The sequence below is a fragment of the Enterococcus mundtii genome, assembly GCF_003957375.1.
Taxonomy (GTDB): Bacteria; Bacillota; Bacilli; order Lactobacillales; family Enterococcaceae; genus Enterococcus_B; species Enterococcus_B spodopteracolus.
In genome coordinates this window covers 2,670,434-2,697,377 of record NZ_CP025473.1, presented here as the reverse complement: position 1 = coordinate 2,697,377, position 26,944 = coordinate 2,670,434, and the positions used below count along the sequence as shown (strand labels likewise).

Annotated in this window: 22 protein-coding genes and 1 pseudogene; 18 read left to right on the top strand and 5 right to left on the bottom strand. The window is 33.9% G+C overall.

What is annotated here, in order from left to right; all coding sequences use genetic code 11:
* The first annotated feature begins 207 nt into the window (after window positions 1–207).
* The gene (gene msrA, locus CYK55_RS13075) at window positions 208–732 is read left to right on the top strand and encodes a peptide-methionine (S)-S-oxide reductase MsrA (protein ID WP_034689496.1); all 525 of its coding nucleotides are present in this window, start codon (window positions 208–210) and stop codon (window positions 730–732) included.
* A gap of 86 nt (window positions 733–818) precedes the next feature.
* On the opposite strand, the gene CYK55_RS13070 is transcribed toward msrA, so the two are convergent.
* Window positions 819–1,493, bottom strand: a complete 675-nt coding sequence (locus tag CYK55_RS13070) for a prepilin peptidase (RefSeq protein ID WP_034689494.1) — start codon at window positions 1,491–1,493, stop codon at window positions 819–821.
* Window positions 1,494–1,549: 56 nt separating this feature from the next.
* Between CYK55_RS13070 and CYK55_RS13065 the strand changes: the two genes are divergently transcribed.
* Window positions 1,550–3,100 carry a gluconokinase gene (locus tag CYK55_RS13065; RefSeq protein ID WP_126134440.1) on the top strand — a complete coding sequence of 517 codons (1,551 nt, stop codon included), beginning with the start codon at window positions 1,550–1,552 and terminating at the stop codon, window positions 3,098–3,100.
* A gap of 165 nt (window positions 3,101–3,265) precedes the next feature.
* On the top strand, window positions 3,266–3,733 hold the full coding sequence (locus tag CYK55_RS13060) for a Dps family protein (RefSeq protein ID WP_034689491.1): 468 nt from the start codon (window positions 3,266–3,268) through the stop codon (window positions 3,731–3,733).
* A gap of 52 nt (window positions 3,734–3,785) precedes the next feature.
* Here CYK55_RS13060 and argH read toward each other — a convergent pair whose 3' ends face one another.
* On the bottom strand, window positions 3,786–5,168 hold the full coding sequence (gene argH, locus CYK55_RS13055) for an argininosuccinate lyase (protein WP_034689490.1): 1,383 nt from the start codon (window positions 5,166–5,168) through the stop codon (window positions 3,786–3,788).
* Window positions 5,169–5,269: 101 nt separating this feature from the next.
* A complete protein-coding gene (locus tag CYK55_RS13050; RefSeq protein WP_023520555.1) occupies window positions 5,270–6,481 on the bottom strand; it encodes an argininosuccinate synthase in 1,212 nt (403 codons plus the stop codon).
* A 378-nt stretch (window positions 6,482–6,859) separates the two neighbouring features.
* Here CYK55_RS13050 and rplM point away from each other — a divergent pair, with 378 nt between their 5' ends.
* Complete coding sequence (gene rplM, locus CYK55_RS13045) at window positions 6,860–7,288, top strand: 50S ribosomal protein L13 (RefSeq protein ID WP_153830627.1); 429 nt, start codon at window positions 6,860–6,862, stop codon at window positions 7,286–7,288.
* A 15-nt stretch (window positions 7,289–7,303) separates the two neighbouring features.
* Window positions 7,304–7,696, top strand: coding sequence for a 30S ribosomal protein S9 (rpsI, locus tag CYK55_RS13040; protein ID WP_010733940.1), 393 nt, complete (start codon window positions 7,304–7,306; stop codon window positions 7,694–7,696).
* A gap of 378 nt (window positions 7,697–8,074) precedes the next feature.
* Here the strand turns inward: rpsI (CYK55_RS13040) and CYK55_RS13035 are convergent, their stop codons facing one another.
* Entirely contained in the window at window positions 8,075–9,238 is a 1,164-nt protein-coding gene (locus tag CYK55_RS13035; protein WP_126134409.1) for a site-specific integrase, read from the bottom strand.
* 254 nt (window positions 9,239–9,492) lie between these two features.
* Here CYK55_RS13035 and CYK55_RS13030 point away from each other — a divergent pair, with 254 nt between their 5' ends.
* Window positions 9,493–10,068 carry a tyrosine-type recombinase/integrase gene (locus CYK55_RS13030; protein WP_126134408.1) on the top strand — a complete coding sequence of 192 codons (576 nt, stop codon included), beginning with the start codon at window positions 9,493–9,495 and terminating at the stop codon, window positions 10,066–10,068.
* A gap of 14 nt (window positions 10,069–10,082) precedes the next feature.
* On the opposite strand, the gene CYK55_RS13025 is transcribed toward CYK55_RS13030, so the two are convergent.
* A complete protein-coding gene (locus CYK55_RS13025; protein ID WP_241234779.1) occupies window positions 10,083–11,003 on the bottom strand; it encodes a hypothetical protein in 921 nt (306 codons plus the stop codon).
* A 749-nt stretch (window positions 11,004–11,752) separates the two neighbouring features.
* Here CYK55_RS13025 and CYK55_RS13020 point away from each other — a divergent pair.
* The 12 genes and pseudogenes from CYK55_RS13020 to rpsI (CYK55_RS12960) all read left to right on the top strand — a co-directional run.
* Window positions 11,753–12,325 (top strand): recombinase family protein, encoded by a 573-nt coding sequence (locus CYK55_RS13020; RefSeq protein WP_086311790.1) that lies wholly within the window; start codon window positions 11,753–11,755, stop codon window positions 12,323–12,325.
* A 200-nt stretch (window positions 12,326–12,525) separates the two neighbouring features.
* A complete protein-coding gene (locus tag CYK55_RS13015) occupies window positions 12,526–12,741 on the top strand; it encodes a preprotein translocase, SecE subunit domain protein (protein ID WP_126134406.1) in 216 nt (71 codons plus the stop codon).
* 22 nt (window positions 12,742–12,763) lie between these two features.
* Entirely contained in the window at window positions 12,764–14,188 is a 1,425-nt protein-coding gene (locus CYK55_RS13010; protein WP_126134405.1) for a hypothetical protein, read from the top strand.
* On the top strand, window positions 14,181–14,417 hold the full coding sequence (locus CYK55_RS13005; protein WP_061053476.1) for a hypothetical protein: 237 nt from the start codon (window positions 14,181–14,183) through the stop codon (window positions 14,415–14,417). The genes CYK55_RS13010 and CYK55_RS13005 overlap by 8 nt, the downstream gene beginning before the upstream one ends.
* Before the next feature lie 1,180 nt (window positions 14,418–15,597).
* Complete coding sequence (locus CYK55_RS13000) at window positions 15,598–17,517, top strand: helix-turn-helix domain-containing protein (RefSeq protein ID WP_126134404.1); 1,920 nt, start codon at window positions 15,598–15,600, stop codon at window positions 17,515–17,517.
* Window positions 17,518–17,940: 423 nt separating this feature from the next.
* A complete protein-coding gene (locus CYK55_RS12990; protein ID WP_126134403.1) occupies window positions 17,941–18,159 on the top strand; it encodes a hypothetical protein in 219 nt (72 codons plus the stop codon).
* 81 nt (window positions 18,160–18,240) lie between these two features.
* Window positions 18,241–18,462, top strand: a complete 222-nt coding sequence (locus CYK55_RS12985; RefSeq protein WP_126134402.1) for a hypothetical protein — start codon at window positions 18,241–18,243, stop codon at window positions 18,460–18,462.
* An 80-nt stretch (window positions 18,463–18,542) separates the two neighbouring features.
* The gene (locus CYK55_RS12980) at window positions 18,543–20,066 is read left to right on the top strand and encodes a type I restriction-modification system subunit M (RefSeq protein WP_126134401.1); all 1,524 of its coding nucleotides are present in this window, start codon (window positions 18,543–18,545) and stop codon (window positions 20,064–20,066) included.
* Entirely contained in the window at window positions 20,056–21,324 is a 1,269-nt protein-coding gene (locus CYK55_RS12975) for a restriction endonuclease subunit S (protein ID WP_126134400.1), read from the top strand. The genes CYK55_RS12980 and CYK55_RS12975 overlap by 11 nt, the downstream gene beginning before the upstream one ends.
* On the top strand, window positions 21,324–22,712 hold the full coding sequence (locus CYK55_RS12970; RefSeq protein WP_126134399.1) for a PIN domain-containing protein: 1,389 nt from the start codon (window positions 21,324–21,326) through the stop codon (window positions 22,710–22,712). The genes CYK55_RS12975 and CYK55_RS12970 overlap by 1 nt, the downstream gene beginning before the upstream one ends.
* 24 nt (window positions 22,713–22,736) lie before the next feature.
* Window positions 22,737–25,814, top strand: a complete 3,078-nt coding sequence (locus CYK55_RS12965) for a type I restriction endonuclease subunit R (RefSeq protein WP_126134398.1) — start codon at window positions 22,737–22,739, stop codon at window positions 25,812–25,814.
* Window positions 25,815–26,065: 251 nt separating this feature from the next.
* Window positions 26,066–26,182, top strand: a pseudogene (gene rpsI / locus CYK55_RS12960) (30S ribosomal protein S9); the annotation flags it as partial.
* Between the last annotated feature and the right edge of the window lie 762 nt (window positions 26,183–26,944).

Here is a 26,944-nt window from a genome sequence, read left to right as displayed (position 1 = left end):
AGTAGAAGGTAACTGTGGATAAAAGAAACGGCAATAGATATCCACAGGGGATAATTATTATGTATACCAAAACTTATCCACAAGTCCTCAAATAATAAAAGCAAAACAATAAAAATAGGCTGAAAATACCGGTAGGGGGTAAAATAAGCATATTACTATTTATTTCAATGAAAATGAGTATGATAAAACCAAAGGAGCTGATAAGAAATGGCAGTGAAAAAAGCTGTATTTGCAGGTGGCTGTTTTTGGTGTATGGTCAAACCGTTTGAAACACAACCAGGTATCCTCTCCGTTACGTCCGGTTATACTGGAGGACATGTACCAAATCCAACCTACGAACAAGTGACGACTGGAACAACAGGACATACTGAAGCGGTTGAAATCGAATATGATCCTGAAATCATCACCTATGCACAATTGGTCGAGATTTATTGGCAACAGACCGATCCGACAGATGCTTTAGGGCAGTTTGCTGATCGTGGGGACTCTTATCGTCCGGTCATTTATTATAGTGATGAAGCAGAACGTGAAGTCGCAGAAAACTCAAAACAACAGTTACAAGCAAGTGGCCGTTTCGATCAACCGATCGTCACAAAGATCGAACCTCGTACGACCTTTTATCCCGCAGAGGAGTATCATCAAGATTACTACAAGAAAAACAAAATCCATTATCAGTTGTATCGTGAAGGCTCTGGCCGGGCAGGGTTCCTTAGAAAAAACTGGAAAGACTAGTCTTTTAAGCATAAGTAGTCACGTATGATAGATGTAAGACAAGAGGAAGGACGGATATTTTCTCCGGGTACTTCTTCTTTTTTATGCTATCGAAAATGAAGAGTCAACCATAAAGCTATACTCAGAAAAGGAATGAAGGGCAGCTGTTTTCTTTTTTTATGAAGTAAGGCCGTGAGACCAAAATAACTGATTCCAAGGCAACTGGCGAGAAATAAAAGCATGATGAGCTGTGAGGAGGTGATCCCGCCACTCCAACTAAGCAAGAGTAACGTATCACCGGCCCCTAAATAGGCTTGACCATATCGCAGCAAACCGAAACTGATCAAGCTGAATAGTAAACTTGTACTGACTTGAAACTGATCGGTCAATAACCAGTAGACCCATAAGAACGTCCATGAGAAATAGAGGATACGAATGTCGATCGCAAGATGAAAAATATCCATCAGTGAAAATAAAAAAGCAATGGATAGCCAAATCAAATGGACTGTATCTGGCAAATAGCATTCTGCATACATAAATAGCGTACCGCTGATCAACTCAGCCAGTGGATACATGGGTGAAAGTTTGGTCTGACAAGAGCGGCAACGAAATCGTTGCATGAGGATCGAAAGTAATGGAATCAACTCATACCAACGCAATGTTTGGTGACAGTTGACACAATGAGAACGAGGGGAAATAATAGAAAGGTCTTTAGGAACACGTTGTGCGACCAAGCACAAAAAAGAACCAAAGCAACAACCAATGATAAAATGAAGAAACATCAGACCAACCTCCTTTTGGTTAAGATACGCAAAAAGGAGAAGAGAGGATGAAAAAAATGATTGCAGTTGGTGTTGACATCGGTACTACGCAAACGAAAGCAGTTGCATTCAATGAACAAGCAGAAGAAGTAGCTACAGCCTACTTTCATTACCCGCTGATCCAAGAAATCCAAGGAATGGCTGAACAAGATCAGGAATTGATCGTCCATGCAGTGTATACGGTCATAAATGAAGTGATCCAACAGTTACCCGCACAGACAATCCAATTCATCTCATTTTCAACAGCCATGCACAGCTTGATTTTATTAGATGAAAATAAAAAACCTTTAACTCGTATGTTTACTTGGGCAGATACTCGTGCCGTCAATGAAGCAGAAAAATTAAAAGCAACTGAAAAAGGTCGAGTAATCTATGAGCGGACGGGTACGCCGATCCATCCAATGACACCATTGATCAAAATCAATTGGTTGAAAAAGGATTTTCCTGATGTATTTGAGCAAGCGGCTTATTTTGTAGGGATCAAAGACTATCTTTTTTATGAGCTGTTTGCTGAATTAGTCAGTGATTATAGTACTGCTTCTGGCACAGGGTACTTCGATATCCACCATTTCCAATGGTCAGAGCCTATTCTTGAAGAGTTAGGGATACAAGAAGAGCAATTACCAAAAGTGGTACCTGCGACTACCCGGTTCACGAAATTAACAAAACAAGCCCGTACGAAGTTTCATTTTGATCAAGAAATCCCTTTTATTTTAGGTGGAGCGGATGGGCCATTATCCAATTTAGGCTTAGGTGCATTTGGTGAGACGACGGCAGCGCTGACTGTCGGTACCAGTGGCGCATTACGGTTTATTACAAATCGTCCAAAGCTTCATCCAACAATGGAAACCTTCTGTTACGTTTTGGATCAAACACACTGGGTCATCGGAGGAGCAACCAGTAATGGCGCAGGGATCTTTGATTGGGCGGTCCATACATTGATGCAAGATGTCGTTCAACGAGCCAAGGAACAAGGTGCAGATCCGTATCAAGCAATTCTTTCAGAAATCGCTTTTGTCCCGCCTGGAGCCAATGGACTGATTTTTCAACCGTATTTACTGGGTGAACGAGCACCTCTATGGGATGCGGAGGCATTTGGAAGTTTTATTGGTCTGCAACGATGGCATACGGAAAAAGACATGATGCGAGCGGTCCTGGAAGGGGTTTGTTTTAATCTCAAACGAATTTTGCGAGGTATCTGTCCACCCGATCAAGTCATTGAGTTACGTGCAACTGGTGGCTTTGCTCAGTCGGTTTTATTTCGGCAGATCATGGCAGATGTATTAGGGCAGCCCATCCGTTTTCCAAAAATTAAAGAAGCCTCAGCGTTAGGGGCAGTCATATTAGGTTGGCAGAGCCAAGGCAGAATCGAAACATTAGGTGAAGCTTCCGCGTATATTGAATTAGCACAACAAGTGACTGTTCAGAAAAAAGCCAGTCGCATGTACAACAAAATATATCCTTTGTTTGTTTCGACACAACAAGAATTAAGCCGCTATTCTCAGTTGTTTGCGGAACTACGAGAGGATCTATCAATAGAGATGATAGATGAAGAAGGCGAATCGTAAATGATAACATTAGTTATAATTTCTATTTAGTTAGCGGATTTTTTGCTATTAAAAAAAGCATTACTCCGGGGATGAAAATCGTTCTCAGTTAAAGGGTTTTAGTGTACTTTTCCCTCAAAGTTTACTATGATTTTAATATAGGCAAATGCGAGGAGGCAGAATTACATGAAATTTCAACAAACAAAAGAAGTATTGAATCAATTAGTAGCAGATTTAAGCCAAATGTCGGTGATCGTCCACCAAACACATTGGTATATGAGAGGTCCTGGATTCTTGACATTGCATCCAATGATGGACAGCTTCATGGACGACTTGAACGAACAATTAGATGAAATCTCAGAACGTTTGATCACATTAGATGGTTCACCTTATTCAACATTACGTGAATTTGCAGACAACACAAAAATCCCTGATGAAGTTGGTCGTTGGGATCGCACGATGGAAGAACGTTTAGAAACATTAGTCGCAGGTTACCGCTATTTAGCAGATCTTTTCCAAAAAGGAATCGAAGCTGCTGGTGAAGAAGGCGACGATCCTACGCAAGATATGTTTATTGAATTTAAAGCAGCAACAGAAAAACGCATCTGGATGATACAAGCACATCTAGGTAAAGCCCCAGGAATTGACGCATAAATTGAATTGAAAGACCCCTCACTTGAACGTAAGGATAAGTGAGGGGTCTTTTTTATTTCTCTGTTTGTAACTGTTGGCGTGCTTGATCGATCTGTTGTTGAACTTGATCAAATCCGGTCCCGCCGAATGAATTCCGACGTTTTACTGCTGTTTCTGGGTGTAAAGCATCATAGATATCCATCTCGATCAGTGGACTGATTTGTTGATATTCCGCAAAAGATACATCTTGAAGGGAACAGCCTTGTTGTGTACATTGTAAGACTAATTTGCCGACGATCTCATGTGCTTGACGGAAAGGTAAACCCTTCGCAGCCAAGTAATCGGCTAACTCAGTCGCATTGGAGAAATCTTTTTGCGTGGCCGCATACATTCGAGCTTTATTTACTGCCATGGTTTTGACCATGCCTTCCATGATTGAGAGGCTGGCTAAAATCGTTTCACTCGTATCGAACATGCCTTCTTTATCTTCTTGGAAATCTTTGTTATAAGCTAAAGGCAAGCCTTTCATCAACGTGAGTAAACCAAATAAATTACCATATACCCGACCAGTTTTTCCACGAATCAATTCCGCCATATCAGGATTTTTCTTTTGGGGCATGATCGAACTGCCTGTTGAAAAAGTATCCGAAAGTTCAATATATTGGCATTCATAACTACACCAAAAAATGATTTCTTCGCAAAAACGGGACAAGTGCATCATCAATAATGAAGCATTACTTAAAAACTCCAGAATAAAATCACGGTCACTAACGGCGTCTAAACTGTTTGCATAAACAGCAGAAAAGCCTAATTCAGTCGCGGTGAATGAACGATCGATAGGGAATGTCGTACCTGCTAATGCAGCACTGCCTAACGGTGAAATATCGATTCGTTTCAGGCTTTCTGTGAACCGTTCATGGTCACGGGTAAACATCTGATAGTACGCCAAGAGATGATGGCCAAAGGAAATCGGTTGGGCGTGTTGTAGATGAGTATATCCTGGCATAATCGTAGCCGTATGCTCCGCTGCTTTTTCCACGAACGTTTGGCGCAACGAATGAAGTTTGTCGATCAGTTCAAGGACCATTTCTTTCAGATACAAGTGCATATCTGTTGCGACTTGGTCATTACGGCTACGAGCAGTATGTAGTTTCCCAGCAACAGGTCCGATTTCCTCATGCAGGCATTTTTCAATATTCAAGTGGATGTCTTCATTTTCCACCGAAAAATGCAAAGTGCCATTCGTTAAGCGTGTTTGCAGTTTTTCCAAACCAGCGATGATCTGTTGCGCTTCTTCCACGGACAAAATCCCAGTATGGGCCAACATTTTCACATGGGCGAGACTACCTAAAATATCTTGTTCAGCTAATTTTTGATCAAAGGAGATCGAAGCACCGAATGCATCGATCCATTGTTCACTTTTTCCTTGAAACCGTCCACCCCAAAGTTTATCCATGTGATTCCTCCTATGTTTTGAATGAAAGAAAAGAAGGTAAAAGGTCCTGTTTGAGTTCGCACTCAGCTTTTACCTTACTTTTCTTTTGATTGCTTTACTCGCTACTCTGATCCTACGGCTGTTTGTTGTTGCGTTTGAACTTCCGCATAGACTTTCGATGGTAGACCCCAAAGCTTGATAAAACCGACAGCAGCTTGTTGATCGAAGGTATCCGCTGAAGTATACGTTGCTAGTTCTTCGTTATATAGACTATTGGCTGATTTACGTCCTTCAACGATGACATTTCCTTTGAATAGTTTGACACGGACAGTCCCATTGACCGCAGTCTGTGTTGCTTTCAAGAAAGAGATCAACGCATCGGTCAATGGATTGAACCAGAGACCATCGTAAATCATTTGGCTCAACTGTTGCTCGATCATTGGTTTGAAATGTGCTAATTCACGAACGAAGGTCAAATCTTCCAGTTCTTTATGTGCCTGCATCAAAGTGATCGCTCCAGGGCATTCATACACTTCCCGCGATTTGATCCCTACCAGACGATTCTCCACGTGATCGATCCGTCCGATTCCATGCTTGCCGGCTAATTGATTCAAAGACAAGATCAATTCAGATAAAGGTAAACTTTCTTGATTCAAAGCAACTGGTACACCTTGTTCAAAAGTGAGTTCAATGATATCCGGCTGATCAGGTGTATACTCCAAGGCTGTCGTAATATCATAAGCACCTGCTGGCGGAGTCGCCCAAGGGTCCTCTAACACACCACACTCACAAGCACGTCCCCACAAGTTTTGGTCGATAGAATATGGATTCTCCAAGTCTGCTGGAATCGGCACATCATTTTCCTTTGCATAGGCGATTTCTTCTTCCCGAGACCATTGCCACTGACGAACCGGTGCAATGATTTTCATTTCAGGTGCCAAGGCATTGATAGCCACTTCAAAACGAACTTGGTCGTTACCTTTGCCTGTACAGCCATGAGCAATCGTCGTTGCGCCAGTTTTTCGGGCTAATTCCACTAATTTTTTTGCGATCAAGGGGCGAGAAAGCGCAGAAACCAGTGGGTAAGACTGCTCGTAAAACGTATGACCTTGTAGCGCGATCAATGCAAATTCTTGAGCAAATTCCTCTTTGGCATCGATGGCATAAGACGCAATTGCGCCAACTTGAAGTGCTTTTTCTTTAATAAAAGCTGTATCTTTGCCTTCACCAATATCTAGGCAACAAGCAATCACCTCATAATCTTTTGCCAACCATTTGATTGCCACAGAGGTATCTAAGCCACCTGAGTAAGCCAATATAATTTTTTCTTTCATAAAATCGCCCCTTTATTTTTAAGTGTTTTCAAAATAGATGTTTCAAATGATAACACCATAAAAATAAAAAAGCAATCAATAAATTAAATAAATATACATAAAAAATAAATAAAATGAAAATAATATTCAAAAATAATGTAAATACACAATTTTTTATACAAAATTGGTTTCTTAGTCTAAAAGAAACCAAAATGATGAAAAAATAAAAATGAAAAAGAAATTTAATTTTTCAAAAGCACAGAAAAACGTTGACATTATCGGTATTTGCAGGTAATATGTTAAATGGTATTGTTTGCCCCACAAAGAGCCCCGGAAACTCGAAGTGTATGTCAAACATCAGAACTTAAATTGGAGGAAACTAACGTGCGTACAACATATATGGCCAAACCAGGCGAAGTAGAACGTAAATGGTATGTAGTAGACGCAACTGATGTTCCATTGGGACGTCTTTCAACAGTTGTTGCATCTGTACTACGTGGAAAAAATAAACCAACTTTCACCCCTCATTTGGATACTGGCGATTTCGTCATTGTTATCAATGCAGATAAAGTGAAATTAACAGGTAAAAAAGCGACTGATAAAATTTATTACCGTCACAGCAACTACCCAGGAGGATTGAAATCAATCTCAGCTGGTGAATTGCGTGCTAAAAATTCTCGTCGTTTGATCGAAACTTCTGTAAAAGGCATGCTACCTAAAAATACTTTAGGCCGCAAACAATTTACAAAATTGAATGTATACGGTGGAGCAGAACATCCACATGCAGCACAACAACCAGAAGTTTTAGACATCACAAACTTAATCTAATAGGAGGGAATTTCATTGGCACAAGTTCAATATATCGGCACAGGCCGTCGTAAAAATGCAGTTGCTCGCGTACGCTTAGTACCAGGAACTGGTAAAATTACTATCAACAAAAAAGATGTTGAAGAATATATTCCACATGCTGACTTGCGTGAAGTTATCAATCAACCTTTCGGCGTTACTGAAACAAAAGGCGCATATGACGTATTTGTTAACGTAAACGGTGGAGGCTACGCTGGACAATCAGGAGCTATCCGTCACGGAATCGCTCGTGCATTGCTAGAAGTTGATCCTGACTTCCGTTTAGCTCTTAAACGTGCTGGCTTGCTTACACGTGATGCCCGTATGGTAGAACGTAAGAAACCAGGGTTAAAAAAGGCAAGAAAAGCATCTCAATTTTCAAAACGTTAATCCTTATTACATCAAGGATTTCAAGACACTATCCATTTGGATGGTGTCTTTTTTTAGCTAAATTTCTTAAAAATTGGGTCTATTTTACAGACCCTTTTCTTAAAAGTACTGCTTTTGATATTTGATAATCATGTTATTTTAAATCTTATTTATTTCTAATATTGACTATATTTGTGGTAGTGTTAGGTAATGTGACTGCATAGATTAGTTATACAATAATGGATTTTGATTTGGGACGTAAAACATTGTGTTTTATGTGTCTTACGTTGATTTAGCATATATAGTAAGTCTTTAATAGGTGAACGGAAAATCGGTTTTTGTTGAAACTAAAAAAGAAGCTAATTCATACGAACTAACTTCTTCAAAAATTCAAATTTCTTAACTGTCTAAATATAATGCAAGTTTATTTGCTGTTTCTCTTTTAGCTTCAGTTGTGACATGAGTATAAATCTTTAAAGTTATATCACTATTAGCGTGTCCTAATCGGTCTTGAACTTCTTTGAGCGTTGCTCCTGCTTCAAATAATAGAGAACAATGAGTATGTCTAAATCCGTGAATTGTAATTTCTCTTATTTCTTTATTTTCTTTGGTTATTGTTTTCATACATCTATTAAGGTAATCTGGGTCGAATGGTTGGTCTTTTTCATTCTTTAATGGAATATCTCTTGTAAATACTAAATGATTGTCCTTAACATTGATATAGCGTGCCTGTTGTTTCTCTTTCCAAGTTTTTAAAATATTAGAAGTCGTAGGGTCGATGCTAATTACTCTATTGCTTTGTTCATTTTTAGTGTCTGATACGTAAGCAATGCGTTTAATCATCGTCATTGACTTATTTACGATAATACTGTCAGCACGTATATCTGACCATCTTAAAGCCATTAGTTCACCTTTTCGGATTCCAGTGAAAGCTAATAATCGAAATGCTGTAAACCACATATAATCATAATTTTGTTCTAATGTGTTCAAAAATTTATTCAATTCATCTTTATCGTAGTAATTTTCAACATTACTACTTGATAATTCGATGGTATTAGCAATATTCATTTGCGATTTGTTTATTTTTGGCATTTTACAAAGTTTCATAGGGTTTTTAATGATTAAATCTTTTTTGATTGCTAAATCTAAAACTTGTTGAGTGTATCCTTTTAATGATTTAAATCTATCATATTCCTTTGCCCATTTATTCAATGTTAGTTGGCAAAACTCTGTAGTTATTTCATCAACATATTTTTTACCAAAAACAGGTAATATTTTTAATCTAAACAAATCAATTGTTCTGTTGTATGTAACCAATCTGACAGAATCTTTATAGGTAATCAACCATTCTTTATACATATCTTGAAATGATAATTGAATGTATTTTTGTTCAGATTCTATTCTCCCTTCGATTTCTGCTAATTTTTCTAATGCTTGTTTTTTTGTTGAAAATCCAGACTTTTTAATATACTTTTGTTTTCCATTATAATCTAAGCCAAGGAAAATTCTGAATTTATAAGCAGTTTCTCCATTTTTTTTGATATATTTGTCTACTCTAGCCAATATAATCGCTCCAATTCTTCAGAAGTGTGCAGCGATTATACCTCACTTCAGAGTAGATATCGAGGATGTTCTACAAATTTGCAACCATCAAATTGTGATGCTATAACGGACCATGAAAGGGATACTTCTTCAATTAGTATCCATCACGAATCCTATTCTATTAGTGTTTCATTTTTGATTTATAGGGTGATGGATACTTTTGTATCAGAAATTAATAAAAGTATCCACCAAAATATAAATAAGGGAGGCAAATTATGGGACAAAAAATGATAAATGTAAAACCAATAAAAAATAAAGAGGTCCTGAACCAATTTGGAAAAGAGTTAAAAAAAGGGAAGCATGGAAAACGAGACTATCTAATCATGGCAATCGGAATTAAAACAGGGTTACGGATTTCAGATATACTTAATTTAAAGGTTTCTGACGTGAAAAATAAAACACAAACAGAAATTATTGAACAAAAAACAGGAAAAAGAAGAACGTTGCATTTAAACAGATTGACCGTATCTATTATTGAATATTTAAATGAAGAACATGATTTTCAATCAGAATGGTTATTTCCAAGTCCTTCAGATAGAAGTAAACCCTTGGCAAGTCATCAATATTACAAAATCATGCAAAAAGTAGCTGATAGTATGGGGTTAGATTATATTGGCACACATACACTAAGAAAGACTTTTTCTTATTTCTTTCTAAAGCATAATCGAGGAGATATTGTAACATTAATGAAAATTTTAAACCACAGTAGCCAAGCAGTAACTTTAAGATATGCTGGTATTGAAGAAGACGATATCAAAGCGAAATTAGAAGATTTTGACCCGTTTAAATAAAAAGGCACAGTCGATTAAGATTGTGCTTTTTGTTTGTCCTTTTTTATTTGGACAGTATTAAATTTTTGTTTGTTTTCCTCGCTTTTACGATACAAAGTGTGAGCATTGTCAAATTCATCTTTAGATAAAGAAAAATAGACAGAATCTTTCGAGTGAGAATATTTTGCTAAAAAGTAGTAAAAATCCATAATGGAAATTATTTGATTAAACTCATATTCTCTGTGTTCATTCTTTTTAAAATAAATAAGCTTATCTATTTGCTCAATGTAAACCAGGATATCTTCTCGGATATAATGGGTATTTCTCTCAATATTTCTGTAAGAAAAATCATCTAATTTTGATTTGAGAAAGGGAAGGAATTCAATAGTAGGAACTGTCAAAATTTCTATGGTATCTAAAGAAGCTGTATAGTAGCTGTTTTTCGATTCCTCCGTCATACTTGAAGCGAGGATAGGAAATTTTGTTAGTTCATTTTTTACACATTCGACGAAAAAATCAGATTCAGCAGACCCATATGGTAATTGATTAATGAGTTGATTAGCTTGTTGTTTTAACCTTGTTATTGTTTTAAAACAAGTTCTTCCTGACGAATGTGCTGATAGAAACAATTCTTTTTGTTTTTTTGAATTAGTAAAGACGGTTATCTTGTCTACATAGATATTAAATGTGTGTAATTTTTGAATAATGTTTGCTTGAGCATCTAATGTTTTTAAGTTCTTTAAGTCAAAGCTATTGGTATAAACAAATTGTTTGTGAAATCTCTCTTGTTGAATCCATTTTTGTCTTTTCAATGTGTCTAGTCGTGAGGCTAAACTGATTCGATTGCATAAAAGCATTTTTTCTAAAGTTGATTGATAAATCCCTTCAGCATTATTTATTATTTGAAATAATTCTTCTGAATCAATAGCTCTTTTGTTTACAATTGGTGTGTTCATGTTCACTCCCTCCATTATTTTTTATATAGTGATTAATTAGTTTTGTTATTTCAAAAACGAAAATAGTGATTCTCGAAAGAATCCTTTATTTTTATCCATCAGAAAAGCAGAGCAATAGGCTATTGGAATTTAAAGATTTTCCATTTGGCAGGCATTCAAAAAAATTATGGAGGTTTCCATTCGATTTTTTCAAAAACAGCATCAAAAATGACAGAGTTTTAAAAAAGTTATGCCAAAGTTATCTTTTTGTTATCATTTGATTTTTGAAAAACAGCCTTTTATTAAGGATGATGTAGGGGTTACGGAGCCTAAAAAGAAAGGGCAATGTAGGGCATGAATGATAGAATAAAGGAATTAGTTCTCGCAACTATCCCTCGAAAGTATCCCAAATTTAAAAGTATCTACCCCTTCATTCCCACTCCAGTATAGCATCATAAGAATAAAGATGAAAATTTGAATGTTGTGTTTCGAGTTGTTGACAAAATAAGAGTTTTTCTGCTAACAATTACTGAAAGCGGTATAAAATAACTTTAAATAGAACGTTTCCATATAAAAGTAAAGACATAAGTGATTTTCTCGACAACGGTGGGGGATGATGCAATAATTAAAGATAACCTTGATATAGAAGACAATCCAGAATACTATCACCTGTACTATTATTTTTAATCCCTGACTGTGATAGTCAGGTAATTTTTGAATTTGAATAGCGTAGCATACTAAAATTTATAGACGAAAGGAGGAGAATCATCATGACAAAAACAATCGGTTACATTAGAACTAGTAAAAATTCACAAAATTTAGGTGTAGAAGTTCAAAAAGAAGCACTTATTCGTTATAAAATTAATGTTTTTTTTATCGAACAAGTGTCAGGAAGGAAAGAGAATCGAAAAGAGTTAGATAAAGCTCTGAGGGAATTAGAAAAAGGAGATACGCTGATTATTTATAAGATAGACAGATTAGGACGTTCCACCAAGCAATTGGTCAATATCATGAGCGAGCTACAAGAAAGAGGAATCAATTTGATTAGTATCAAAGAAAATATTGATACATCGACACCGATGGGGAAGGTTATTTTTACTATATTATCGGCGATTGCCGAGCTTGAAGCCGATTATATATCGGAACGGACGAAAGAAGCTCTGGCAATTCTCAAAGAAAATGGCGTGAGATTAGGTAATCAGGGATTAGACCGAAGAACTGTCAATAAAATTAAAAAGTTATATACAGAAACTGATTTAACCCAGAAAGAAATTGCCGAAAAATGTCATGTATGTATTAAAACCGTGTATAATGTAAAAAAACGGTATCAATTGACCAGATAACGCTTTTCATTATTCTACTTAATTTGGTATAATAATTGCCGGTAAGAGACGTTCGTTTGTTACCGATAGAGCCTAAAAAAATATAAATACATAGAACAGTTGATAACTCTGATGTTTTCTTTTCAGAAGTATCAGCTTTTTTTGTTGGTCTTAAACGAACGTTTCATTCATGCAGCTAAAATAAAGAAAGGGTTGATTTTGTGGCATTAAAGGGTGGAAAAATCTTTCAAGAAATGATAGAGATTCCTGACAAACAGGAAGGCGGTTGTTTAACAGGATGTATAAGTTGGCTTATCGGGTTTGCTATTATCATTGGGATTTTGGTTTTAGGTTTCAATTTTTTGATGAGCCATCCAATTTTTTTATTTGGTTTTATCGCAGTAGCTCTATTTATCGGTGTGAAAGTAAGTAAATAATAAGATAGGTGTGGTGAATAAAATGAATAAATGGATAAAACTAACAAGTATGAGCTTATTAATACTTATTGTGTTAAGTGCTTGCGATAAAAAACAAGACACTCAAGAAAGTGAAGGAAGTTCTCAATCGTCAACGCTTGAATCGACAGAACAAATTAAGGAAAAAGAATCAATTATTATAGAAAAAACAGCTACAGATTATGATGCTATTTATGTTCAAAATGGTTTAGTTATTGCTCAAACTGGAGACGATAGTTCGTATAATTGGACGATTTATGATACGGAATTAAATGAAAAAAATTCTATTTTAAATGCTGATATGAAAAGAGATGAACTGGCTCATTCGTTAGAAACAGGTTATTCAAAAAAGGTAAATGGAACAGCAGTAATAGAACAGGATGTTCATGAAGCTGAAGTATATTCCACTTATTTAGATGAAAATGCTGAATTAGCAAAGATTAGTCTAGGGGAGCGAACAAATGATGATGTGTCAATAAATACATTAACTTCTGGGAAATATGAAATTATTCCTTATCGTGATTGGTCAGGAGTTACAATTAATTATTTAGCTAACGGATACAGAGAAAAGAGGTTTTCAACAGCACATGGAAGTATGTCGGGAGATATAAATAAAAATGGCTATTTCACACTTCTTGACCAAATGAATGATAAAAAAACAGTTAATGATACTTCTGTTCAGATTTATGATGCTAAATTAAAAGTTAGTGGTGATAACAGTAGCGGTGAAAAAAACATTGCTATTAAAATAATCAATACAGTGAAATTAGATACAGCAACAAATATAAACGATAAAAACCGTCTATTTATCAGACAATACACTACTGGATTAGTAGATGATCCTGCGATTTGGACATTTTATGATTTGGATTCTGATGTGAGCTACAATCATCCATCAAATATTAATATTATCAAATTTACTGACTATGGAATTGAAGAAAATATTGGTGATGGAGAATTTTTGGGAGATATTGGTGAAGCAGAAAACTATGTTTATGAAGATTTAAATGAAAAAGTAACACCTAATGATTCTACTCCTTCAAGTATAGATTTTACTCCACGCAAAAAAGGGATTATTTCATCCGATGGAACAGTTGTAAAAGAACCATTTGCCTTTGAAATTAAGAAACCAAATATACATGGAATTGCTCCATACAAATTAGAAAAAGATGACAAATATGGTTTGATTAATGTAAATACTGGTGAAATTGTCAAAGAGCCATTTGCTTATAACATTCAACCATATAACGACAATGGATTATCAGCAATGACAGAATCTGAAGGTGGGAATTGTAGCATAATTGATGAACAAGGGAATGTGTTGGAAGAAACAGAATATATTTATATATCCCCGCTAACCAATGACAATCTAGCCAGCTACGGAGAAGAAGTAAATGGTAGCCTAGGAGTATTGAAAATTAGTGGATGAATTAGCCAAAAAGAAATTTGTTCAACACAAGATTAGAAAAACGTATTATCAATCAAATGCAACAATTCCTAAAATTGTAGTGAATCAGTTGGCAAATGTGCTATATAAAGAATTTGAAGGATTAGCAGGAATTGAACAAGAAAAATTACTTTTGTCTGGAAAATTAGTCATGGCATTATGGAATAAATATATGGAAAGAGTGAATAGGGAATTGCTGGAAGAGGTGTGAGTAAAATCGTGCCTCTTTTTCATTCAAAAATTTATCTAAACATTTATGATAGAAACCACTTAAAAATCAGCATTGAAAAAAACCAATAAAATCAACTCGTTTCTCTTTATTGAAAAAAGCATTAGGATGTTGAAACATCAACATTTTAACGATTTATTTTTGGAAAAATCCCTCTCAGACAATACGAAGAAATATTTATGGGTGATGCACCGCTTAAACAGTTAATTTCGAATGTTTTAAGAAATTATTAAGAATGTTTAAAGTCGATAAAAAAGCATGAGTTTATAAAATTAATTTGAAAAGTGTAAATATAAATTTTTATTTGTTATTTTATTTCCGATGTTAGTCAACTGAAGATGGTATTTTTGACTTGTGTTAATTTGTTTTATTTAGCTGTAAACAAAACCTTTGTATATCTCACAGTAGTTTTATTTTGTAAACAAAAATGCGTTAATAAAAGGGTTTGTTAGACGTTTTTTCAAGTATTGACAATATATTTTTTTTGGTATAAATCGATTATACAAGAAATACACCATAAAAAATTTCTTGTATATAATTTAAAGTTAGCCATTTACAAAATCAATAATGATGTTATTATATAGGTGCGGATGGAAGTTTTTCAAACATAAAGAAAAGGAGGGACGTAGATTTTAATAAGGTCAAAAATTTTCCATCGTTAATAGAGTGCATATTATTGGAAAAAGTAAAGGTTGATAAAAAAATAATGTAAATAACTATTGATACTGTGCATCTTTTCTCATCCTGCACTTATACATATATGTATTCTCTAAAGAAATAAAATAAATAGTTAATAATAACTTATATGGAGGGAGTAATCATAAAAAATTTTGCAGAAGAATATGAAATGAGAATGGGGGAAAGAATACCTACTAGGAAATTAGGAGAATCAGATTTAGAATACTATGTTAGAAGATTAACCTATAACATGATATTTCATCGAATCATTAGTTATGAGATAAGAGATAGTGAAGGAAATGTTCATTATTAAAGTATTGATTTTCTCAATACAGAAGAAGCTCTGATAAATCTCGACTATAAAAATGTGTATGAAAATGTCTTTTTAAGCATTAATAGCTTTAGATATTGTTCCAGAAGAGAAGAAAATTTACGAGCGGTCAATGCGTTTTATTGCGATATTGATACGGAAAAGAAATGGTGTATGAAAAGCGAAGACTTTTGGCAACAAAAAGTAATACCTTTTTTAGAAGAAAAACAATTTCCTTTTCCCAGTTTAGTTGTCAATAGCGGTCGTGGGTTACATTTATATTGGATAATCACTCCTGTTGAAGTGAATCATCCTAGTGTGACATTTTTATATAAATCGATTCAAACAAAATTAAGCCGTTTATTTAAAGAGTTGAAAGCTGATTATTTGATTGATTGTAGCCGCCACTTACGAATTGCAGGCACAATAAATAAAAAAGAAGGAAAAGAAAATCAACACGTATCAATCATTTATGTAGACGATGAGAAAGACTATGAACTAAGCGTCTTTAGAGACTATTTTCAACTTCAATTTAATGCTGATATAGAAAAGCAAAAGAAGAAAAATAATATGATTCTAATTGATTATCCGATAAAAAGTAGCTATCGAAGTAAAAGAAAATCTCAGAAAAAAGATAGCGATACATTTTCTGGAGTAAGAAAAAAATTTAGTAAACGGAGCTTATATACCGCAAGAATCCATGATTTGAATCAGTTAATAAAACAAAGAAATTATCAATTGACAGGTCACAGAAATGATTTTTTCTTTATCTATGCCAATCTTTTAATGGAACTTCAGTATTCAGAAAAATCAATTATGGATACAGTTGAAAGCTGGAATGCCACGCTAGTGAATCCGTTATCTGATAGCGAGATAAAACGGATTGTAAAAAGTTCATTTTCTAAAAATGAAGCATATAAATTTACAAATACCTATCTGATTCAAAAATTAAATATTTCAGAAAAAGAACAAAATAGCTTTAAAACCATGATAAATCCTCAAATAAAAAAGAAAAGGAAAAATCAAAAAGAACGAGAACGATATGTTCAGAAGAAAAAAATAGAAGAAAAACGGCAAAAAGAGAATATGCGAAAAAAAGAAGCATATTTATCTACAAAAGCCATGAATCAAGAGAAAAAGCAAAAGTTAATTAATAGAGCAATAGAACTTCGAAAAAAAGGACTTACTATTTCAGCGATTGCTAAACAGCTGCATTTATCAGAAAGTACCATTAAACGCTATATAAAGGAAGGGGAAGTACTTGTGCTTAATCAAATACAACGAGATAGAATTTTAGGGAAAATGACGGATTCGCAAAGAAATGTTCTTTTTGAATACAAACTGAAAGATAGAAAAAACTATTTTTTGAATCAAATATATTTGAAAGATACTGATTGGGAATTTATAGATTATAAAGAAAGTTTGTATTATCAGGATAAGGGCGTAGCTAAAAAAGAACGGTTGTTTTGTCAGTGTGGCAGAGAAATTAAATATCAGTGTGTATTACGTTCTAATAAAAATGGTGAATTGATAAATTTGAGTTTACATCATTTAGAAAAACACACGTCGATTCCTAAAAATATCGCTAAGGAAATTGAGCAGGGGATACTAGAGCTTGATGAGGTATTAGACGGTATTTTACAGAAGTTTGACAATGGAGAAAGATTTCCTCAATGGTATAAATTTTTTTATCAAGTACATCAGTGTAGATTACAAGTAAGCGAACCTTATCGAGAAAGAATGAGAATGTTCATAAAAGAAGACTTACCTATATCAACCAGTGATGAACTGGAACTTCGTGAAAAATCCAATCTCTATCTTAAGGAATTAGAGAAGCCAATCGTTATTACAGATATTTCAGATAAACGATTATTAAAGGATATTGCAGATTATATAAATAGTAGAGAGAAAGGAGAATTTTATATATTGCGTGTGGCAGAGCATTTGTCTGCTAAAAATTATGACGGAGCTTTGGATTTTGAAGACATTAGTCAAGCTGTAGACATTTTAGCAGAACAATTTCCAACGATTTTAAAAACATTGTCACTTCCCATGAAAGAAAAAATTTCTGACGAGAAAATAATTATCTGGTAATGGATTTATTTTCCATTTGTTAGGAAAGGGTTAGAGAGTTGATATCTATAACTATATATTATCCAAAGCGTTGAAAAGACCGCAAGTTTTAATAACTTTGTGGTCTTTTTATTTATTCAAAAACTGGTTGCTACATAAAAAAATACCTCTCAGATAAAAGTTAGTGAGTAATTCCCCACAAAAATTTCTTTGCGTGGTGTGAGAGGTGTTTTTTGGGAAATAGTGCCTCGAAACATTGATATTTCAATAATTTGTTGATTTTGTCAACAATCATAAAACCATTGATAATATGGGCTTTTAAGTGGCTCGATTTTCAAGTCGATTTTATTGGAAATACGCAGATAATGTTACATAGCACATATTGACTATAGTTTTAAAGGATGGTAGTCTTCTGGACCTATAAAAGATAAGGAGGTCAATAACGTGAAGGAAACAGTAACAATTATTAAATCAAATTTGAATTATCAACAAGCTATCTTCTCTTTACTAGCGTTAGATTCATTGTCGAATGATTATATAGGTAATCAAATATTCAGAGAAAAGGTTCAAACGATTGTTGAAAAAACTTTAGAAAGTAACGGAAGTGAACTAATTATTATAGAAACTAATTTAAACGATAATGAAGCTATTGCGTATTTTTAATAAGAGAGACAAATTAATAAATTTGATTTATTGGTATTTATAGATATAATTGATTAAGTTAAATAAGGATGATGCATTAAAATGAATACAAAGCGTACTTACGTGGAAATCGAAAAAGATTTCCATCATTTGAGGAAAAAGAATTATTATCCAAAACAGTATAATGAGAAATTACAAGCATTGATGGATGAGTTAAAAGAAAACTATGATTTTTCAGTTTATACAGAGGAGAGTTCTAGAGCCATTGCTTTGCATTATCATATGTCTCAAAAATTTCAAACGGATAAACCCACTCTATTTTGAATGGGTTTTTTTGTTGTCCTAAAACTTCTTAAAAGCTGTTATAATAATAAAGTATGACAATGATTAGGAGGAAGTAAATAATGGTCTCAGCAGAACTTAAAATTGAAGATAAACTGTGGGCAGCTGCAGATAAACTAAGAGGAAGCATGGATGCTTCAGAGTATAAAAATGTCGTTTTAGGATTAATATTTTTAAAATATGTTTCAGACAGTTTTGAAGAAAAGTATGAAAAACTAACCAAAGATGAGTATGCGGATCCGGAAGATAAAGATGAATATTTGGCTGATAATATTTTTTGGGTACCTGCTGAAGCAAGATGGGAAAAAATTAATCGTGATGCCAAAACACCAAAAATTGGCGAAACAATTGATGAAGCGATGATTGCTATAGAAAAAGAGAATCCATCTTTGAAAAATGTATTACCTAAAAACTATTCAAGACCTCAATTGGATAAAACTCGTTTAGGAGAAACGGTTGATTTAATTACTAATATTAAAGTAGGGGATTCAGAAAACCGCAAAACTGACACTTTAGGAAGAACCTATGAGTATTTTCTTGGTAAATTTGCAAATGCGGAAGGAAAAGGTGGAGGGGAATTTTACACCCCACGTTCAGTCGTTTCGTTATTAGTTGAAATGTTAGAGCCATATGCAGGGCGTATTTATGACCCTTGTTGTGGAGCAGGGGGAATGTTTATCCAATCGGAAAAATTTGTAGAAAAGCATCAAGGGAAAATTGGCGACATTTCCGTTTATGGACAAGAATTTAATCCAACAACATGGCAACTTTGTAAAATGAATCTTGCAATCAGAGGAATTGACGGAAATATCGGCACCCATAATGCTGATACATTCCAAAATGATTTACACAAAGGGTTGAGAGCGGACTATATTTTGGCCAACCCTCCCTTTAATATCAGCGATTGGGGACAAGAAAAGCTACTAGAAGATTCTCGTTGGAAATATGGCACACCACCAAAAAATAATGCGAATTATGCTTGGATTCAACATATGGTGTCTAAATTAGCACCAGAAGGAACTGCGGGTTTTGTATTAGCCAATGGAAGTATGTCTACAGCGACAAAAGATGAGTTTGAAATTCGTAAAAATCTAATTGAAAATGATTTAGTAGAATGTATTGTGACCTTGCCAAGTCAAATGTTTTATAACACTCAAATTCCAGCATGTTTGTGGTTTGTAACAAAATCCAAAGCAAAAAAAAATGAACGCAATCATCAAGGTGAAATTTTATTTATTGATGCCAGAAATGAAGGGTTTATGGCTGATAGAACAACAAAAGAGTTTAGCGAAAAAGATATTAAAAAAGTGGCAGATGCTTATCATGCATGGAAGGGAACCAACGACAAAGATTATGATGATGTAGCAGGTTTTTGTTCATCAGCTTCATTGGAAACTGTTAAGGAGCAAGACTATATTTTGACTCCTGGTCGTTATGTAGGTTTAGAAGATGATGTAGCAGATTCTGAGCCATTTGAAGAAAAAATGGAACGATTAACTACATTGTTATCTGAACAATTTATTCAATCTCATCAATTAGAAGAAGACATCCGAAAAGCACTTGGAGGGATTGGGTATGATATATAATCCATTAATTAGCAACAATACACCTAATAGCTGGCAAGTAAAGCGTTTAGAAGAAGTATCAAAATTTGTATCCAGAGGGAAACAACCAAAGTATGTTGAATTGAGTAATATTTTTACTCTGAATCAAAAAGCTATAAGATGGGGTAGTATTCAACATGAAAATTTAAGATATCATAATCCAGATTTTCCAGTGGATGAAAAATATTTTATTAAAAAAAATGATATAGTTTTAAATTCGACAGGGGTTGGAACTGTTGGAAGGGTTTTCCATTTTTCCAATCATCCTAAAGTTAGAATGTTCGCAGACTCTCATGTGACGATTATTAGGTCAGAAGAAGAGGTATTGAGAAGTAAGTTTCTATATTATCAGCTTTCGGATGTAAGATTTCAATCATATATTTTAAATACTCTTTTAGCTGGTTCTACAGGTCAAGTTGAACTCAATAAATCAAAAGTCATGGGTATGGAAATTTTAATTCCAACTATTGAAGAACAAGATAAAATTGTAGATAAGTTAAGATATCTGGACTCCAAAATTGAATTAAACAATCAAATTATTTCTAACCTTGAAGAACTAGCCTCTACATTGTTCAAACGATGGTTTGTTGATTTTGAATTTCCTGATGAAAATGGAAATCCATATAAATCAAGTGGTGGAAAGATGGTTGATAGTGAATTAGGGGGAATTCCTGAGGGATGGCACGTTAATACAATTAGTAATCTAATGGAAAATTTTGACAGAAAAAGAGTACCACTTTCTAAGATGCAACGTGAGAAAAGAAATGGTGTGTATCCTTATTACGGCGCGGCCTCACTTATGGACTATGTTGATGATTTCTTATTTGAAGGGACTCATCTACTCCTTGGGGAAGATGGGACTGTGATTACCAAAGATGGCAATCCAGTTTTGCAATATGTTTGGGGAAAGTTTTGGGTTAATAATCATGCTCATGTCCTTAAAGGAAAGGGTGACGTATCCACTGAATGGCTGTATCTATGGTTTAAACAAACAAATGTTTCAGGAATTGTTACAGGTGCTGTGCAACCAAAAATATCGCAATCAAATTTAAATAGATTAAAAGTTGTTTCTCCCGATAAAGAACAGCTGATTAAATTTCAAAAAGATATCGGCATTATGTTTGATAAGTTAATCGTGCTATCCAATGAAATAAAGACACTGACGGAATTAAGAGATTCGTTATTACCTAAATTACTATCTGGTGAAATAGGACTAGTGGAAGATGGAGAGGTGTATTAATGAAAACATTTCTAATATTCGATTCTAACGCCTTAAGAGTGAGCGATAAGAATATGGAATACGGACATTTCGCCATCCATAATAGATTAATGGAGTTGATTAATAAAATAGAGAAAAATGATTTATCTGAGAATTATCAAATACTTATTCCTGAAATAGTTATTGAAGAATTGAAAAAGCAACAAGTAGAGAATTTCGAAGAATCTTATAAAGAGTTGAAAAATTTATACGAAAAAATGGAAACTTTGTATTTTATAGATTTAAATGAACCGTTGCAAATTAACTATTCCGAAAAAATTGAAGAATTAGTAACGGAGTTTATTAATGTTAATAGTATAGAAACTTTAAAAATTTGTAATGAAAATAAATTTTCAAATATTGTCAACAGAGCATTAAATAAAAAAGCACCTTTTAGAGGAACAAAAGGCAATTCAGATAAAGGGTTCAAGGATGCTCTTATTTGGGAATCTCTAATTGAATTCAGTCAGAAACATGTTGGGCAATATATATACATTACCAGAGACAGAGATTTTTTGATAAGACAAAAAGAGTTAGTTAGAGAATTCCTAGATTTAACAGATAAAAATATTATTTTTATGGAAGCTGAAGACTTAGAAAAAACTCCCAACATTATTGATGAAGCTGTAAATAACAAAGAAGAACTTTATAGGATTCAGTGTGTAAAAGAAGAATTCTTTTCTATCAAAGAATCATTTTTTGAAGAATTAAAGGCCATTAGTTTTCAAACTGTAGTGGTTTCTGGAAATGAATTTACAGAGATTAATCTTAAATTTTCAGATGAGTATTTTTTCTATGAAGTGAATGAATCATTGTTTCAATTGACTATTCCAGCAAAAGTCATTTTAGATGATGCAGGAATACACTATGAATTAGATGTTATGCTCAAGTTCGAACTGTCTTTTAGTGAGGAAATAAAGGATATTCACTTAATTGAAACCACTGCTAAATTACTTAATGGAAAGACTATTGAAGCTTTTGAGATAGAAGATTTTTCAATGACTTTTAGCGAGGAATACGATGTCCCTTCTTTAGAACCAAGTATTGATGCACCTACTAAAATGAGTGAAACACAAAAAAGAGATTCTGAAGATTACGTATCAGGAATATTAAAACCTGAAAAAATTAATTTCGTCATTTTAAAATTAGATGAGAAGGTTTTAACTAAGTCAGAGGAAATTATTGATGTTATAGAGAGGTCTGCTTCTCTGGATTGGTATATTTTTCCTAATAAAGAGTCCTTAATTAAAACAGACTTGAAGAAATTATTTAGAAGGAATCATGAGAATAAAGACATAATTAATAAGTTAACAGCTGATTTAATAGATTATGCGAAAAAAGCTTATAAAGAATACGATTTAATTAAATAACAAACATTCAAGGAGGTGTAATCTTTGACCGAAGAATACTATTTCAATGAAAATGAGTTAGAATTAGTCGCTTTACGTTGGTTAGAAGAAGTGGGCTATACTTCTGTTTCTGCTAAAAAATTAGAAGATAGCGGGATGTCTAAACGGAAAGATTACAAAGAAGTTGTTTTGATAGACCGTTTGAAAGAAGCTCTTGTAACAATTAATCCTGATGTACCGATGGCAGTAATTGATGATGCAATAAAGACGATTACTGTCCATAAACATCCCGATATGGCGGTCAATAATCAAACTTTCCATAGATATATTACAGATGGTATTGAAATCCCTACGCGAGAAGGTAGTCGGAATGTTACAAAACGCATTTTATTATTTGATTTTAATGAACCTAGAAACAATGACTTTTTAGCTGTCAATCAATTTATTGTAGAAGAGGATAATCAACGCAAAAGAACGGATATTATTCTATTTATCAATGGATTGCCTATTGTGCTGTTTGAATTGAAGAATGCTACGGATGAAGCCGTGGGTATTTCAGACGCTTATAACCAATTACAGACATATAAACAAGAAATTCCTTCACTGTTAACGTTTAATGAATTTATGGTTGCTAGTGATGGAGTGCAAGCAAAAGTAGGAACTTTATCAAGTAATGAAGAACGTTTCATGGTTTGGCGAACGATTGATGGAAAAGTGGAACATGGAACAGCTAGTAGTCAATTAGAAGTGCTAATCAAAGGAATGTGTAATCCAGAAGTATTACTTGATTTACTTCATCACTTTATCTTGTTTAAAACTGATGGGGATAAAACGATTAAGATTTTAGCAGCTTATCATCAATACCATGCAGTGAATCGAGCAGTAGAAGAAGCAAAATGTGCGGTTAGCACTGAAGGAGATAACAAAATTGGGGTTGTTTGGCACACTCAAGGTTCAGGTAAAAGCCTATCAATGGTTTTTTATACAGGGAAGTTGGTACAAGAATTAAACAATCCTACTGTCGTAGTTTTAACTGATAGAAATGATTTAGATGACCAATTGTTTTTAACGTTTAGTCAATCAAGTGATTTATTACGACAAACACCAAAACAAGCCAATGATGGGGATGAGTTAAAAGAATTACTGTCTGTCAATGCAGGTGGCATTGTGTTTAGTACCATGCAAAAATTTGCACCTAAAGAAGGCAATCAAATGGATGTATTAACTGATAGACGAAACGTTATTGTAATGGCAGATGAAGCTCATCGTTCTCAATATGGATTTAGTGCTGATGTGAATGCAAAAGATGGCTCAATTAAATATGGGTATGCTAAATACTTACGAGATGCGTTACCTAACGCTTCCTATATTGGTTTTACAGGAACACCTATTTCTAGTGCAGATAAGTCTACAAAAGCTGTGTTTGGGGATTATATAGACGTATACGATATGACCCAAGCGGTAGAAGATGGAGCTACGGTAAAAATCTATTATGAAAGCCGAATCATCCCTGTATCACTTCCTGATGGATTAAATATAGACGATTTAGTAGAAGATATTGTGGAAGGTCAAGAAGATGATGTCGCTTCAAAAACGAAAGCAAAATGGAGTCGGATAGAAGCTATCACAGGTTCACAACCTCGATTAGAAAAATTGGCTCAAGATTTTGTGAAACACTTTGAAACGAGACAAGAGGCTTCTTTCGGTAAATCAATGATTGTTACAATGTCTAGAAGAATTGCGATTGATTTATACCAAGAAATAATTAAACTTCGTCCTGATTGGCATTCTGATGATGATGATAAAGGGAAAATTAAGATTGTAATGACAGGTTCAAGTAGTGACCCAGATTATTGGCAACCTTTTATTGGGAATAAGACAAGACGTGATAAATTAGCGAAGCGAATGAAAGATGATTCTGATGAACTTCAAATTGTCATTGTTCGAGATATGTGGTTGACAGGTTTTGATGTTCCTAGCATGAATACCATGTATATTGATAAACCAATGCAAGGACATAATTTAATGCAAGCAATCGCTCGTGTAAATCGTGTATTTAAAGACAAAACAGGCGGATTGATTGTAGATTACATTGGGATTGCACCGAATTTGAAAAATGCTCTACAAGAATATACACCAAATGACCAAAAACAAGCAGGTATTGATACCCAAGTCGCTGTGAATTTAGTCAAAGAAAAATATGATTTGATTACCAATACGATTTTAGATAAATTCGATTATTCTGATTTCAATTCAACAGATTATACAAAAAAATTACAAGTTATTACAAATGCTGCAAACTATATTTTAGGATTAGATGATGTTGAAGATGTTAAGAGATTTAAAGATTTAGTAACGGAAATCACTCGAGCGTATGCTTTGTGTGTGACAGAGGAAGAAGTCCAACAATACAATGCTGAAATTGCCTTTTTTAAAGCTGTAAAAGTATATTTAATCAAATTGAACTTTGTAGATGGAGTTAAATCTCCTCAACAAATCGATGAAGAACTGAAGCAATTAATTTCTAAGTCTGTTGTAACGGAAGATATCGTGGATATTTACGATTCTCTGGGATTAGAAAAAGCTGAATTGTCTATTTTGTCTGATAAGTTTTTAGAAGAAATTAAAGAAATGCCACAGAAGAATCTTGCTTTACAACTACTTGAAAATTTATTAGCAGGAAAAATAAAGTCTATTCAAAAAACAAATGTTGTTCAAGCAGAAAAATACTCTGAACTATTGAAAAAATCCATAAATAAATACAATACTAGAGGAATTACTTCTGAAATTGCCATTCGTGAATTAATTGAATTGGCAAAAGATATGAAGACAATGAAAGAAGAAGGCGAAGAATTAGGCTTGACAGTTGAGGAAAAAGCTTTTTTTGATGTTATCTCTAAAAGTTCCGATGAAGACGAGCAAGTTCTAAAAGATATTGCAATAGGTATTGCTAAAACTATTGAAGAAAATATGACAATTGATTGGACAAAACGTAGTTCTGAGAAAGCTCGGATGAGAGTTGAAATCAAACGTTTTTTGAGGAAAAATAAATTTAAGACAGATTTAGAAACCATTGATTTAGTAATCACGCAAGCAGAGTTAATGGCAGAAAACTTGGTTTAAAGGTAAAAATAGAAAAGCCTTAGTTTTAGGCTTTTTTATTTTACCCACGAACATAGAAATTTTTTCATATTTTAATAAATTGGGTCTATTTTATTTTTGAAATGTTATCTAATCCCTTGATACATATGGCTAAACTCCATTTAATTTTTGGGTCTGGATTTTGAAATTTTGAGGTAAATCGAAGAATTTAGTACTGTATTCTAAAGGGGAATAAATGGTGAGAAAAACCATTATAAACGTTGATATATAAGGATTTCCGTTTAGCTCTTAAACGTGCTGGCTTACTTACTCGTGACGCACGTATGGTTGAACGTAAAAAACCAGGTCTTAAGAAAGCCCGTAAAGCTTCTCAATTCTCAAAACGTTAATTGCTGGAGTCGTTGCGAATTTATTCGCTTACGAATACAGTATGGGACGGAGATTTTTAAAGAAATCGAGTACCATTCAATTGAAACAATCAAGGCGTTTCGCAATTCAGTTTGCGAAGCGTCTTTTTTTGACTCTTATTTAAATAAATTTGGTGAGTTCAAATATCCGATAGTAGAGACATTACGTGATTTGTTTGCTCGCTTGTTTTACTTATTTGTAAATAATGAATAGGATAAGTTATCTTATTTAATGTTGTTAGTTATTTTAAATCTACTAGGTTGTTCAAGTGATTCATGTTGAAATCACGAGTAAATCAATGGAATGAACTCTTTGGTCAAAAACATTTTAAAAGGATTTTTTTGATGTTCGCTTTAAAAATAATGGCTAAAATGTTATGTTTTCATATAGTTATCTTTAGCTTCGAAAAATGTAACTATTTGGTTGTTAAAAAGCTTACTGCTCAGGTCAAAGCGCTTTTCTCACAACCTATGATAAACGGTGTTCGAAAGCCAGCTCTTTCAATAGTAAGTCGAAACGTGAAAAAACATGGAAAGCTATTTTCCCACGTTCCGCCTTACTATTCGGAGCTGACCAGCTTTCTTACAACCTGAAAAACGGTGTTCAAGAAGCAGCACTTCAATAATAAGCCAAAAAAATCAAAAATGAAAAAGCCATTTTCGATTTTCTTGTCTTATTACTCAGTGCTGATCGCTTCTTTCACAACCTAAATAAACGGTGTTCGAAAGTTAACTTCTACGATA